The organism is Priestia megaterium (genome assembly GCF_046599315.1).
In the GTDB taxonomy this organism is placed as follows: Bacteria; Bacillota; Bacilli; order Bacillales; family Bacillaceae_H; genus Priestia; species Priestia megaterium_F.
The window spans coordinates 251,716-266,026 of the sequence record NZ_JBKIKC010000003.1 but is presented as its reverse complement, the minus strand read 5'-3'; the positions used below and the strand labels follow the sequence as shown (position 1 = coordinate 266,026).

The 14,311-nt window shown below is 39.5% G+C and carries 13 protein-coding genes and 1 other RNA gene; 2 read left to right on the top strand and 12 right to left on the bottom strand.

What is annotated here, in order from left to right:
- Positions 1 to 2 precede the first annotated feature (2 nt).
- Together modA and modB are read left to right on the top strand one after the other, a co-directional pair.
- Complete coding sequence (modA, locus tag ACLHDF_RS12370; protein WP_413919426.1) at positions 3 to 800, top strand: molybdate ABC transporter substrate-binding protein; 798 nt, start codon at positions 3 to 5, stop codon at positions 798 to 800.
- Positions 801 to 807: 7 nt separating this feature from the next.
- Positions 808 to 1,464: a molybdate ABC transporter permease subunit gene (modB, locus tag ACLHDF_RS12365; RefSeq protein ID WP_413919104.1), complete on the top strand. Its 657-nt coding sequence runs from the start codon at positions 808 to 810 to the stop codon at positions 1,462 to 1,464.
- 155 nt (positions 1,465 to 1,619) lie between these two features.
- Here the strand turns inward: modB and ssrA are convergent.
- The 12 genes from ssrA to ACLHDF_RS12305 form a co-directional block, all read right to left on the bottom strand.
- Positions 1,620 to 1,981: a transfer-messenger RNA gene (gene ssrA, locus ACLHDF_RS12360) on the bottom strand.
- Positions 1,982 to 2,118: 137 nt separating this feature from the next.
- On the bottom strand, positions 2,119 to 2,586 hold the full coding sequence (smpB, locus tag ACLHDF_RS12355; RefSeq protein WP_013059694.1) for an SsrA-binding protein SmpB: 468 nt from the start codon (positions 2,584 to 2,586) through the stop codon (positions 2,119 to 2,121).
- Positions 2,587 to 2,731: 145 nt separating this feature from the next.
- Positions 2,732 to 5,050 carry a ribonuclease R gene (rnr, locus tag ACLHDF_RS12350; protein ID WP_413919425.1) on the bottom strand — a complete coding sequence of 773 codons (2,319 nt, stop codon included), beginning with the start codon at positions 5,048 to 5,050 and terminating at the stop codon, positions 2,732 to 2,734.
- Between the two features lie 62 nt (positions 5,051 to 5,112).
- Positions 5,113 to 5,853 carry an alpha/beta hydrolase gene (locus ACLHDF_RS12345; protein WP_029714523.1) on the bottom strand — a complete coding sequence of 247 codons (741 nt, stop codon included), beginning with the start codon at positions 5,851 to 5,853 and terminating at the stop codon, positions 5,113 to 5,115.
- Positions 5,854 to 6,120: 267 nt separating this feature from the next.
- Positions 6,121 to 6,354, bottom strand: coding sequence for a preprotein translocase subunit SecG (gene secG, locus ACLHDF_RS12340; protein ID WP_014457843.1), 234 nt, complete (start codon positions 6,352 to 6,354; stop codon positions 6,121 to 6,123).
- A 208-nt stretch (positions 6,355 to 6,562) separates the two neighbouring features.
- Positions 6,563 to 7,858 (bottom strand): phosphopyruvate hydratase, encoded by a 1,296-nt coding sequence (gene eno / locus ACLHDF_RS12335; protein WP_413919103.1) that lies wholly within the window; start codon positions 7,856 to 7,858, stop codon positions 6,563 to 6,565.
- Between the two features lie 25 nt (positions 7,859 to 7,883).
- On the bottom strand, positions 7,884 to 9,416 hold the full coding sequence (gene gpmI, locus ACLHDF_RS12330) for a 2,3-bisphosphoglycerate-independent phosphoglycerate mutase (protein ID WP_413919102.1): 1,533 nt from the start codon (positions 9,414 to 9,416) through the stop codon (positions 7,884 to 7,886).
- Positions 9,416 to 10,171, bottom strand: coding sequence for a triose-phosphate isomerase (tpiA, locus tag ACLHDF_RS12325; RefSeq protein WP_413919101.1), 756 nt, complete (start codon positions 10,169 to 10,171; stop codon positions 9,416 to 9,418). The genes gpmI and tpiA overlap by 1 nt, the downstream gene beginning before the upstream one ends.
- A 175-nt stretch (positions 10,172 to 10,346) precedes the next feature.
- A complete protein-coding gene (locus ACLHDF_RS12320) occupies positions 10,347 to 11,531 on the bottom strand; it encodes a phosphoglycerate kinase (RefSeq protein ID WP_413919100.1) in 1,185 nt (394 codons plus the stop codon).
- Between the two features lie 309 nt (positions 11,532 to 11,840).
- Positions 11,841 to 12,848, bottom strand: a complete 1,008-nt coding sequence (gene gap / locus ACLHDF_RS12315) for a type I glyceraldehyde-3-phosphate dehydrogenase (protein ID WP_013059702.1) — start codon at positions 12,846 to 12,848, stop codon at positions 11,841 to 11,843.
- A 45-nt stretch (positions 12,849 to 12,893) separates the two neighbouring features.
- Positions 12,894 to 13,922 carry a sugar-binding transcriptional regulator gene (locus ACLHDF_RS12310; RefSeq protein ID WP_413919099.1) on the bottom strand — a complete coding sequence of 343 codons (1,029 nt, stop codon included), beginning with the start codon at positions 13,920 to 13,922 and terminating at the stop codon, positions 12,894 to 12,896.
- Between the two features lie 133 nt (positions 13,923 to 14,055).
- On the bottom strand, positions 14,056 to 14,304 hold the full coding sequence (locus ACLHDF_RS12305) for a glutaredoxin family protein (RefSeq protein WP_413919098.1): 249 nt from the start codon (positions 14,302 to 14,304) through the stop codon (positions 14,056 to 14,058).
- Positions 14,305 to 14,311: the final 7 nt, after the last annotated feature.

Sequence of the window (14,311 nt, the reverse complement as noted above, 5' to 3'; positions counted from 1 at the left end):
TGATGCAACAATACTTTAAACCCTTATTCGCACTATTATTTTTAATTATGTTTACTGCTGCTTGTTCGAACGGACCTAATGCAAGCCAATCAGCAGCTCAGCACAAAAACATCAGCTTAACGATATCCGCTGCGGCCAGCTTAAAAGATGCGCTCACTGATATTCAAAAGCAATATGAAAAAAAGCATCCGAATATAGACTTAAAATTTAACTTCGGAGCTTCAGGTTCGCTGCAACAGCAAATTGCAAACGGCGCACCGGCTGATTTATTTTTTTCAGCAGCGGAAGACAAGTTTGATGCGCTAGTAAAAGCAGGAGCTATCTCCAAAGAAAATGGAACTGACTTGGTTGGCAATGACCTTGTGCTTATCGTGCCAAAGAATAATACATCTGCTATCAAAAATTTTGAAGATCTATCAAAGCCGACCGTTCAAAAAGTTGCACTTGGAATACCAGAATCCGTTCCTGCCGGACAGTATGCGAAGGAGACTTTTGAACACATGAATCTCTGGAAAAATATTGAGCCAAAAACCGTCTATGCTAAAGACGTACGCCAGGTTCTTTCCTACGTGGAGACAGGAAACGTTGAAGCTGGGGTGGTTTATAAAACCGATGCGTTGATTTCAAAAAAAGTGAAGATTGTAGCTACTGCAGATAATAACACTCACAAACCAATTGTATATCCTTTAGGCGTTATTAAAGATTCAAAGCACCCGCAAGAAGCAAAGGCTTTTTATCAATTTTTACAAAGTAAGACGGCTCTTAACACTTTAAAGAAATACGGTTTCACTGCAAATTGAGGCCGCTATGATTCAAGAGTTTTTATCCCCTCTTCAGCTATCGCTTAAAATTGCATTAGTAGCAGGATTTATCGTTATTATTTTAGGCACTGTTATAGGAAAACTGTTATCCAGGAAACAGTTTAAGGGAAAAGTGATAATTGAAACGGTGCTGATGCTCCCGTTAGTTCTCCCTCCGTCCGTTGTTGGATTTTTATTGATTGTTATCTTTGGAAAACATAGCCTAATCGGCCGGGCAATTGAATGGGTCTTTCAACAACCCGTTATTTTCACATGGTGGGCAGCTGTTATTGCATCTGTTGTCGTTGCGTTTCCCCTTATGTATCAATCTGCCAAAACAGGCTTCCAAGGCGTAGACCATGAAATTGAAGACGCAGCCCGAGTAGATGGTGCAAGTGAATGGAAAGTCTTTTTCTTCATTTCCATCCCTTTAGCTTCTAAGGCTATCGTAACAGGAGGTGTTTTAAGCCTGGCAAGAGCACTTGGAGAATTTGGGGCTACTTTGATGTTTGCTGGCAACATTCCGGGTGAAACCCAAACTGTACCTACCGCTATCTACGTGGCGATTGACTCTGGAAACATGAATCTCGCTTGGTTATGGGTTATTTCGATCGTCTTTCTTTCTTTTCTTATGCTGCTTTTTGTTCAGCTTAAACAAAAATAAAAGGATGCTTCCTACACAAAGAAGCATCCTTTTATTTCTGTCCTGCTCTTCTCAGTTTTACATACACTATAAATTAAAAAGGAGCTAATCAAATGCAGCTCATACATTTAATTAGCTCCTATTATAAGTAAGGTAAGCCACCATACAATATGTATTGGTGGAGACGGTGGGAGTCGAACCCACGTCCAGAAATATCGCCACTTAAGCGTCTACGAGTGTAGTTGGCATATTGATGATTCGCGAGCTGTTCTGCCTACCAACAGGCGTCCCAGTCGCTAGTCTGATTATTCTCTTCCTTCGTCCTCAGACGGCGAACTCCGGCGTAGCCCACTTAAAGTGAGTCCCTTACCCTACCACATGGGCGATGGAGGGAGGAACCGCTAAGCTACTATTATGCAGCTAAAGCGAAGTTATTGTTAGATTTGCCAGTTATTATTGGCGTTGATGTTTTAACGAGGCCATCTCCTCGACTCGCAACCTAAGCTCGAACTACCCCTGTCGAATCCGTAACGTCCCCATATAAAAGGGAGTCGGAATGTGTAAGAAAGAATCTTACATCAGATAGCGACTTCAGTGTGCAAAATGAAATCTAACTGATAACAATATTTATTATATCATAAAATGAGCATTTTGCAATTGTAAGATTTTGTAATATCACATTTTTTGACGATCACGAAATGCTCGTTCGATATCACGCTTGGCTTCTTTTCGCTTCAAGTCTTCACGCTTGTCATATTTCTTTTTACCCTTACCAAGCCCTAGTAAAACCTTTGCATATCCATTTTTCAAATATACTTTTAAAGGAACTAGTGAATAACCCGTTTCTTTTGAATAACCAATTAGCTTGCTGATTTCGCGTTTATGCAGCAATAGCTTTCTTGTACGCAATGGTTCATGATTGTATCGATTTCCTTGTTCGTAAGGACTAACGTGCATATTGTGCAAAAATACTTCTCCGTTTTGAACACGAGCAAAAGAGTCTTTTAAATTCACGCGACCATTACGAATTGATTTGATTTCCGTTCCTTGTAGAACAATACCTGTCTCATATGTTTCTTCAATAAAAAAGTCGTGGCGGGCTTTTTTGTTTTGTGCAATTAATTTCCCTTCACCTTTTGGCATAAAACGTTCCTTCCCTTCAGCCGTACTTATGTATATGTATGATATTATGTACCATTTTACTGTATGGAAATCTAAACAACAACTAAAACGTTTAATTAAGCTGTTTTGAAGCAGAAGGACTATCCTTCTGCTTCACTGCTGTCGATTATCTGCGCTTTTTCTTTTTGCGCTTAACGTTCGGGGCGCCTTCGAAGAATCTTTTTTTCTTTTTCTTCTTTGGCTTTTGAGTAGACCACTCTTCATTTTTGCTTCGGCTGCCCTCTCGACTTTTTCCTTTGTCCTCTTTGCGTGACTTTTGTTTTGCTTTAATCACTTTAGGACGGTCTTTAGATAAGCGTTTGCGACTTTCTTTCATTCCTACAATAACAAAGTCTACTGAACGCTCGTCTTTATTCACAGCGGCAACTTTTACTTCAATTTCGTCTCCAATTCGGAAGACATTGCCGGTTCTTTCTCCAATCATCGCATAATGACGTTCATCGTAACGATAATAGTCATCCGTTAAGTCACTAACGTGGACTAACCCTTCAATCGTATTTTCTAGCTCCACGAACATTCCAAAGTTGGTAACAGAGCTAATAATACCATTAAATACTTCTCCAACTTTATCAGCCATAAACTCAGCTTTTTTCATATCGTCTGTTTCTCTCTCAGCGTCCACTGAACGGCGTTCCATATTAGAAGAATGCTCAGCAATATCAGGCAGAAGCTCGCGCCATTTTTCTTGCGTTTGCTGATCTGATTTTCCTTCAATTAAATACGTTCGAATTAGACGATGAACAATCAAATCCGGGTAACGACGGATTGGAGATGTAAAATGCGTATAAAACTCAGCTGATAAACCGAAGTGGCCTAAACTTTCTGCTTCATATTTCGCTTGTTTCATCGAACGAAGCATAACAGTTGAAATAACCATTTCTTCAGGCGTGCCTTTTACTTCTTCTAAAATATCCTGCAGCGCACGCGGATGAATATCGTTGCCTGTCCCTTTCACCGTGTAACCAAAGTTTGTAATAAACTCTAAGAAACGAGTAAGCTTCTCTGCATCAGGATCTTCATGAATACGATAAATAAACGGTACGTTCATCCAGTGAAAATGTTCCGCTACTGTTTCATTTGCTGCCAGCATAAATTCTTCGATTAGCTTTTCAGCAACTGAACGTTCACGCAAAATAACATCGTGCGGATGGCCATCATCGTCTACCAATACTTTTGCTTCTTTGAAATCAAAATCAATGGCACCTCGATCCATTCTCTTTTTACGAAGAATAGCGGCCAGCTTTTCCATACGCTGGAACATCGGAACGATTGGTTCATATCGTTCTAAAACTTCTTCATCTTTATCCACTAAGATTTTGTTAACGTCTGAATATGTCATTCGTTCTGTCGTTTTGATGACACTTTCAAAAATCTCATGTTTGACTACTTCACCTTGTGCATCGATTTCCATCTCACAAGAAAGCGTAAAACGGTTGACTTTTGGATTTAATGAGCAAATTCCATTAGATAAACGATGAGGAATCATTGGAATAACTCGGTCTACTAAATAGACGCTTGTTCCGCGATCTGCTGCTTCTACATCAATGGGAGAACCTTCTTTAACGTAGTGGCTTACATCTGCAATGTGAACGCCTAATTTGTAGTTTCCATTTTCAAGCTCTGTAACCGTTACGGCATCATCCAAATCCTTTGCATCTGCTCCGTCAATGGTTACAATAACCTGATCACGAAGATCACGGCGGTTGCCGATATCTTTTTCATCAATCGTCTCAGGTGTATCAATTGCTTGGGTTAAAGCATCAGCAGGAAATTCTTGAGGAAGACCGTGCTTATGGATAACAGAAATGATATCAATCCCCGGATCGTTTTTATGTCCAAGAATTTGAACAACTTTTCCTTCTGCATTCATGCGGCCTTCCGGATAGGTTGTCAGTTCTACTACTACTTTATGACCTTCAACTGCACCGTTTCTTGCTGCTTTAGGAATAAAGATGTCACCTGCAATTTTTTTGTCATCCGCAATCACAAAGCCGAAATTTTTGCTTTGCGTATACGTACCTACAATTTGCTGGGTACCTCGTTCTAAGATTTTTACAATTGTCCCTTCACGACGAGCACCTGATGATTCTGATGACACTCTTGCAAGCACAATATCCCCGTGCATAGCATTATTTGTTTCAGTAGGCGGAATAAATACATCTCCCGCGTCTTTTTCTTCAGGAACTACGAACGCAAAGCCTTTTGCATGTCCGCTTACTTTTCCTTTGACAAAATTCATTTGTTCCGGCAGCCCGTAGCGGTCGTTTCTTGCTCGGATAATTGAACCCTTCTCTTCCATAATAACAAGTGTCTTCACAAAGTCTTTGAATGACTCTGCATCCTCATTATTAAATTCTTTTGCAAGCTCTTGGACAGTCAAAGGTTTATAATTATCCCTTTTCATAAAATCCAATATTTCATTCATATAGGGGTGATTTTCTTCTTTCACTTCATGTCCCTCCTTTTTCTTTATTCGTATTATATCTATTACCAATCAAGTGATTCCAAAAATGCATATACATCCTCGTGAAGCTGATCACGCTCTTTATCAAAGGTAATGGTATGACCAGATTCTTCGTACCATTTTATATCTTTTGTAGGAGACTCAACGCTATTATAAATAATATTAGCGCTGTCTGTATTAATCATATGATCATGACGACCTTGTACAACAAATGTCGGTGCATAAATCATATCAACTGAGTTTCGCACTTCAGCGATTAATTCCTGTAAAGACTTTAATGTGTTCATTGGTGTTTGTTTGAACTCTTCCATTTCCTGTTCAATCTGTTCAGACGATTTACCTTCACGCTTTTTATATTCGCGTGCATAGGCTAAAACACCTTCATACATGACTTCTTCACTCTTTATATACATAGGCGCGCACATAGGCACAATACCCTTTATAGGTACAGTGTAACCTAATTTCAGTGAAAATACGCCACCTAGCGAAAGACCTACAGCAGCAATACTTTCATGACCTTTGCTTTTTAAAAACTCATAGCCTTCCATGACATCTTTCCACCAATCTTCCGGACCAGTATGAACAAGCTCTTCAGGCGCTACACCGTGTCCTTTATAATGAGGTGCATGGCATGTATATCCTTTTTTCTCTAAAAAACGACCTAACATACGAACATCAGCAGAATTTCCGGTAAAACCATGAAGTAATAAAACAGCTTTTTCGCCGCCTTCAAATGTAAATGGCTTTGGTTGTGCAATTTTCATATATCATTTAACTCCTTTTAGTTATAATATCTGCAGTCATAATAGAAAAAAACATGTATTTATGTGACGGTCATCACATAACAAAAGAAGTGGCCGTCCACTTTTACGCTTTTATACTATATTTAGTACTTTTTTCTAAAGCTATATTATATCATTACTTAAAAATGAAATTAAAGTATTCAACACGCCCATTAAAAAACCACCTAATACATAAGTTGGTATACACCAAGTACATATGCATTAGGTGGCAGTCTATCCAGTAACATATTAAAGTTTGAAATAAGATACAGCAAGTGTTAACGCAAAAAACAAGATAGATAACACTACTGTCAAACGGTGTAAAACTAAGTCAATTCCACGTGCTTTTTGTTTTCCAAATAATGTTTCAGCTCCACCGGAAATAGCTCCAGATAATCCAGTAGTTTTGCTTGATTGTAAAACGACCACAACAATCAATGCAATTGAAACAATCACTAGTAAAGTAATCAGCAATGTATGCACTAAGACACACCTCCTACACCAAGTAATAGTCAATCAGCGGGTTTTCTTCATCCCTTCTGATTGGCATTACCGGGGATAAAGTACGCGCACTACGCTAAGGCTAATTTATCATAAAAAACCCTCTCATACAAGTAATGACAGCGAAATACACGGGATTTTAACGTAAAAAAACGGATGACAATCGTCATCCGTTTTTTATGATTTCAACTTATTTTTTTAAGTTGTAGAAAGATTTAGCACCATCGTATACAGCTAGAACACCTAGCTCGTCTTCGATGCGTAGTAATTGGTTGTATTTTGCAATACGGTCTGTACGGCTCATAGAACCAGTTTTAATTTGGCCAGCATTTGTTGCAACAGCGATATCAGCAATTGTTGCATCTTCAGTTTCACCAGAACGGTGAGAAACTACTGCTGTGTAACCAGCACGTTTAGCCATTTCGATAGCTTCAAACGTTTCAGTTAACGTACCAATTTGGTTAACTTTGATAAGGATAGAGTTACCTACGCCTTGTTCAATACCTTGAGCAAGTTTTTTCGTGTTCGTTACGAATAGATCGTCACCAACAAGCTGTACTTTGTTACCGATGCGCTCAGTTAATAGCTTGTGACCATCCCAGTCATTTTCGTCTAAACCGTCTTCGATTGAAACGATTGGGAATTCGTTAACTAACTGCTCGTAGAAATCTACCATTTCAGCAGAAGTTACGCCTGTACGGCCTTCGCCTGCTAAGTCATATTTACCAGTTTCTTTGTTGAAGAACTCAGAAGAAGCTACGTCCATACCTAGTTGGATGTCTTTACCAGCTTCATAACCAGCTTTTGTAATCGCTTCTACGATTACTTCTAATGCTTCACGGTTAGAACCTAAGTTAGGAGCGAAGCCACCTTCGTCACCTACAGCTGTGTTTAAGCCTTTAGCAGCTAAAACAGATTTTAAGGCGTGGAATACTTCAGCACCCATACGGATTGCTTCTTTGAATGTAGGAGCTCCTACAGGTAGGATCATGAATTCTTGGAAGTCAACGTTGTTATCAGCATGAGAACCACCGTTGATGATGTTCATCATTGGAGTTGGTAATTGCTTCGCGTTGAATCCACCAAGGTAACGGTATAATGGAAGACCTACAAAGTCAGCTGCTGCGTGAGCTACTGCCATAGATACACCAAGAATAGCATTAGCACCTAATTTACCTTTGTTTTCAGTTCCGTCTAGTTCGATCATAAGGCGGTCGATACCGATTTGATCAGTTACGTCCATACCTACTAATTCAGGAGCGATAATTTCATTTACGTTTTCTACTGCTTTTAATACACCTTTACCTAGGTAGCGAGATTTGTCACCATCGCGTAATTCTACTGCTTCATATTCACCAGTAGAAGCACCACTTGGTACTAGAGCGCGTCCGAAAGCGCCTGATTCAGTATATACTTCAACTTCAACTGTTGGGTTACCGCGAGAATCTAATACTTCGCGTGCATAAATGTCAAGAATTGCTGGCATTTTAAAACTCTCCTTTATAATTCAATTATTTAATTAATGTTTTACCTGTCATTTCTCTTGGCTGTGCTACATCTAGAAGGGTTAGCATTGTAGGAGCCAAATCTCCTAAAATACCGTCTTCACGAAGCTCTAAGCCTTGTTTTGTTACGATTACTGGAACAGGATTCGTTGTATGAGCCGTCATTGGATTACCTTCAAGCGTAATCACTTCATCAGCATTACCATGGTCTGCTGTGATGATTGCTGTACCACCTTTAGCTAAAATTGCATCTACAATTTTGCCTAAGCACTCATCTACTGTTTCAATTGCTTTTACCGTTGGTTCTAACATACCTGAATGACCTACCATATCAGGATTTGCAAAGTTTAATAAAATAGCATCTTGCTTGTCGCCTTCAATTTCTGCAAGCAACGCGTCCGTCACTTCATAAGCACTCATCTCAGGTTTCAAGTCATATGTTGCTACTTTTGGTGAATCGATTAAGATACGCGTTTCACCAGGAAACTCTGCTTCACGTCCACCGCTCATAAAGAACGTTACGTGAGGATATTTTTCTGTTTCAGCAATACGAAGCTGCTTTAAGTTATTTTGAGATAACACTTCACCAAGCGTATTATCTAAGTTAATTGGCTTAAACGCTACATATCCGTCAACTGTTTCGCTAAAGTGAGTTAAACATACAAAATGTAAGTTTTTCGGATGTTTCTCACCGCGATCAAATGAACGGAAATCTTCGTTTGCAAACGTATTTGAAATTTGAATTGCGCGATCCGGACGGAAGTTGTAGAAAATTACTGCATCTTCGTCTTGAATTGTCGCAACTGGCGATCCGTCTTCTTTTGTAATAACAGAAGGTAAAACGAATTCATCATAGATTCCATTTTCATATGAATCTTTTACGCACTCTTCAGCACTTGTATATGATGGACCTTCGCCATACACCATTGCGCGGTATGATTTCTCTACGCGCTCCCAGCGTTTGTCGCGGTCCATTGAGTAGTAACGTCCTGAAAGTGTTGCAATTTCACCAACGCCGTACTCTTCAATTTTTTCATTAAGTTCTTTTAAATACGTTTCAGCAGATTGAGGTGCTACGTCACGACCGTCTAAGAAGCCATGAATGTAGACTTTTTCTAAGCCTTCACTCTTAGCTAAACGCAATAATGCATACAGATGATCAATGTGACTGTGTACACCGCCATCAGATAAAAGCCCGAAAAGATGAAGGTTTGTACCTTTTTCTTTTGCGTGTTTTACAGCTGCTAGAAGCGTTTCATTTTGTTCAAACTCGCCTTCACGAATTGCGACGTTTACACGAGTTAGGCTTTGGTACACAACTCGGCCTGCGCCGATGTTTAAGTGACCTACTTCAGAGTTACCCATTTGGCCTTCTGGTAAGCCTACAGCTTCTCCAGATGCCTGAAGTGTAGCATGAGGATACTCGTTCCAGAAACGGTCGAAGTTTGGTTTTTTCGCATGTGTTACCGCATTACCTTTATCTTCATCGCGTAATGCAAAACCATCTAAGATGATTAATGCTACTGGCTTTTTACTCATTACTTACCAGCCTCCAAAAGCTGTAAGAAAGAATCTGCTTCTAAGCTTGCTCCACCTACTAAAGCCCCGTCAATGTCTGATTGAGACATGTATTCTTTAATATTAGCAGGTTTTACGCTACCGCCATATTGAATGCGTACAGCATCTGCAACATCTTGAGAGAATTGTTCTGCAACAACGCTACGGATGTATGCACAAACTTCGTTTGCACCTTCAGCAGTTGAAGATTTACCTGTACCGATTGCCCAGATTGGCTCATATGCGATAACTGTTTGCTTTACTTGCTCATCAGTTAGACCAGCTAATGCTTTTTGTACTTGATTAGCTACAACTGTTTTTGTTTGATCTTGCTCGTACTCTTCGTTTGTTTCACCGCAGCAAACGATTGGTGTTAAACCATGTTTGAATGCAGCAATTGTTTTTTGGTTTACTGTTTCGTCCGTTTCAGCAAACATTTCACGACGCTCAGAGTGTCCTAAAATTACATAGTTCACACCTAGGTCTGCTAAAGCAACAGGGCTCACTTCTCCAGTGAACGCACCGTTTTCTTCAAAGTGCATGTTTTGTGCACCAATTTTTAAGTCTGTGCCTTTAGTCGCTTCTACTAAACGATCTAAAAATAATGCAGGTGCACATACTACTGAATCTACGCTTTCAGGAGATGGTACTGCTCCATTTACTTCTTCAATAAAGCTAGTTGCTTCAGAAAGTACTTTGTTCATTTTCCAGTTTCCTGCAATAATTGGTTTACGCATGTATAACACCGTCCTTTGTTTATTGTGGGTTTTCCCTTCACGCGTTAGATGTCCAAGAGGGTGCTGTTAAAAGTGATTCGGTCCCTTTTATCTCTTGGTCATTCTTCTTCGCTGCTTGATAATTGTTTATATTATCAGTCGTCAGGTCGGTCCTCCGTCTTACTGAAACATAAACTTACTTATCGTTTAATGCAACTACGCCTGGAAGTTCTTTACCTTCCATAAACTCTAGTGACGCACCGCCACCTGTAGAAATATGGCTCATTTTATCAGCTAAGTCGAATTTTTCAACAGCTGCTGCAGAGTCTCCTCCACCGATTACTGAATATGTGTCAGTTGCTTCTGCTAAAGCTTCCGCTACTGCTTTTGTTCCGTTAGCAAATGTGTCTAATTCAAATACACCCATTGGTCCATTCCAAATAACTAACTTAGAGTTTTTGATTACGTCAGCATAGATTTCACGCGTTTTCGGTCCCGCGTCTAAGCCTTCCCAATCGCTTGGAATGTTTTCAATTGATACAACTTGAGTATTAGCATCATTTGAGAAGTCATCTGCTACTACCACGTCCACTGGCATGTAGAAGTTTACCCCGTTTTTCTTAGCTTTTTCCATGAAAGATTTTGCAAGTTCAACCTTGTCTTCTTCAAGAAGTGATTTACCTACTTCATGGCCTAGTGCCTTAATAAATGTGTAAGAAAGTCCTCCACCGATGATTAAGTTATCTACTTTATCAAGTAAGTGGTCAATTACACCGATTTTGTCTTTAACTTTTGCTCCACCAACGATTGCAGTAAATGGACGTTCTGGGTTTGATAATGCTTTTGATAGCACATCAAGCTCTTTTTCCATTAAGAAACCTGCTACTGCTGGAATATGGTGAGCAATTCCTTCTGTTGAAGCATGCGCACGGTGAGCTGCACCGAATGCATCGTTTACGTATACATCTGCTAATTCAGCAAATGCTTTTGCTAATTCAGGATCGTTTTTCTCTTCGCCTGGGTAAAAACGTACGTTTTCAAGTACTAAAACATCGCCTTCGCTCATGCCGTCGATTGTTTTCTTTACTTCTTTACCAAAAGCTTCGTCAGCTTTTGCAACATCTTTACCAAGAAGAGCTTGTAAACGTTCTGCAACAGCATTTAGACGTAACTCTTCAACAACTTCGCCTTTTGGACGTCCAAGATGGCTAGCTAAAATTACTTTTGCACCTTGTTCTACTAAATATTGAATAGTAGGAATAGCTGCACGAATACGAGTTTCGTCTGTTACTTTTCCGTCTTTCATTGGTACGTTAAAGTCTACGCGACAAAATACTCGCTTTCCTTTTACATCGATGTCTTTCAACGTTTTTTTGTTCATCGTTAAAAGGCCTCCTTAAGTATTTATGGTACTAAGCAAGTAGGCTTCTATGTAATCATCAATCCACAAACCAACGCACATTTCATTTTATATATTGGCGCCTTTCTATATAAAGTGAAACTCCAGTTAGCTGCTTATGACGCGTTTTCATGTAGAAGCCAATACATAAATCAAGGAAGAGGGGGTATGCCCCTCTCTTCCTTAGCAAGTCTTATTATAGTCGTTCTATTTTCAGATATCCAATAAAAAAAGAAAGTCTAGTCGATTTCTGTCTTATTGAATAAAATAGAAGCGATTTTTAAGTTATTCTTATAGTCCTTTAGCAGCGATGTATTGAGCAAGGTCTACTACACGGTTAGAATATCCGCTCTCATTATCGTACCAAGAGATAACTTTAACCATGTTACCTTCCATTACCATTGTAGATAATGCATCGATTGTAGAAGAGTTGATGTTACCGTTGTAGTCACCAGATACTAGTGGCTCTTCGCTGTAACCAAGGATACCTTTAAGATCGCCTTCAGCAGCTTCTTTAAGAGCGTTGTTTACATCTTCAACAGTTACTTCTTTGTCAAGTTCAGCAACTAAGTCTACTAAAGAAACGTTTGGAGTTGGAACACGCATAGCTCCACCGTTTAATTTACCTTTTAATTCAGGTAATACTAGAGATACAGCTTTAGCAGCACCAGTTGAAGTTGGGATGATGTTTTCAGCAGCTGCACGAGCACGACGGTAATCTTTATGTGGTAAGTCTAAGATTTGTTGGTCGTTTGTGTAAGAGTGAACTGTTGTCATCATTCCGCGTTTAAGACCGAACTTGTCGTTTAACACTTTAGCAAATGGCGCTAAGCAGTTAGTTGTACAAGAAGCGTTTGAAATTACATTGTGGTTAGCTGCATCGTACTTGTCTTCGTTAACACCCATTACAATTGTGATATCTTCGTCAGATGCTGGAGCAGAGATAATTACTTTTTTAGCTCCTGCTTCTAAGTGTTTTGCAGCGTCAGCGCGTTTTGTGAAGAACCCAGTAGATTCAACAACGATTTCTACGCCTTGTTTGCCCCAAGATAATTGAGCTGGGTCACGTTCAGCAGAGATTTCGATTGTTTTACCGTTTACTACTAAGTTGCTACCATCTACTACTACTTCTGCATCTAATTTTCCGTGTACAGAATCATATTTTAAAAGGTGAGCAAGCATGTTAGCATCTGTTAAGTCGTTAATTGCTACTACTTCAACGTTATCATTTTTTAAAGCTGCACGGAATACGTTACGGCCGATACGACCAAATCCGTTAATACCAATTTTTACTGCCATGGGTATTTCCTCCTTGAATGTAAAAAGTATTTTTTATATGAGGGATTAATTAAAATCCCTTACTAACTCTTTTGCGGCGCCTTCATCTGTAATGAGAATCGAATCATGCGCTTGTTGCATAAACGCTTTAATTGCCTTTGCTTTTGATGAACCTCCTGCAACAGCAATAACACATTTATTGTTCTTTAAATCATCGAGTTGTATGCCAACTGTTTTAACTTTATGAACAACTTCGCCTTGATGATTAAAATAGTATCCAAATGCCTCACCTACAGCATGTCCATTTTTCACTTTTTCTAAGTCAGCTCGTGGTGTTTTACGGCGTTCTGCCATTGTCATAGCGTCTCCTATTCCGTGAACAACCATACCAGCGGACTTAATTAAATGAAGCATATCTTTAATAGATGGTTCACCGATAATAGATCGGTATGCTTCATCACTAAGCTGATCTGGAACATGAAGCAAGCGATAGTGACTCATGGACTTTTCAGCCATCTTAGCACAAATCGTGTTTGCTTGGTTTTGTACATTTTCCCCTAGCCCTCCGCGAGCAGGCACAAAAAGTACATCAGGGTGTTTTGAATCAGGCGTCATCATTTCGGCAACAGCGGCAAGCGTTGTACCACCTGTAACAGCAACGGTATTTTTTTTACCAACAAGGCGCTCCTTGATACACGAAACAGATGCTCGACCCATTTCATTTTTGACCCAAGGAGACTGATCACTATCTCCAGATACAACAACAACTTCTGATAAAGAAAACGCCTCTTTTAATGTTGTTTCCAATAATCGAAGTCCTGAAACTTCCTTCATTACCTCTTCTAATTCAGCTAGAAGCAATTCTCCCTCATTTGTAAGTGTCATCCCACTAGGGTAAATGTCAATCAAATCTTGTTCTTTTAAGAATGTTACTTCGCTTCGTAACACACGCTCTGTTAGCCCAAGGCTTACAGCTAAGTTTCTGCGACCAATCGGTTGCATTAAACGTATGTATTGCAAGATTTGATAGCGCTTTTGCATAACTGAGAGAAGTTCAGGTAATAATTTTCGTTGTACTTCTATTAAAGAACGCATGTTAAAATCCCCTTAAGGCATAAACTTGCTGGACACTTTTTGTCCCGTATAGACATATTATGTCCCACCTTGCGCAAAAAAAATTCACCCTGCTACAAGATCTATTCTAACAGGAGTGAATCCTTTATTCAACTCATGTGTTGCCTATTTTTAAAAGTAAGCGTTTTCTTAATGGAATACCTGTTATTTTTCCGTATTCCACTTCTTCTCCATCCATTTCTACTACAGGAATCGCAAGGTGATACTTTTCCAGCCACTCATCGTTTTTGTAAATATCTCGTTCAATAAGCTGAAAGGAAAACTCAGACTGCATCTCTACAAACAAATCCTTTGCATCATCGCATAAGTGACACCCATTTTTGGTATACAGTATAACTTCCACGTCCCCA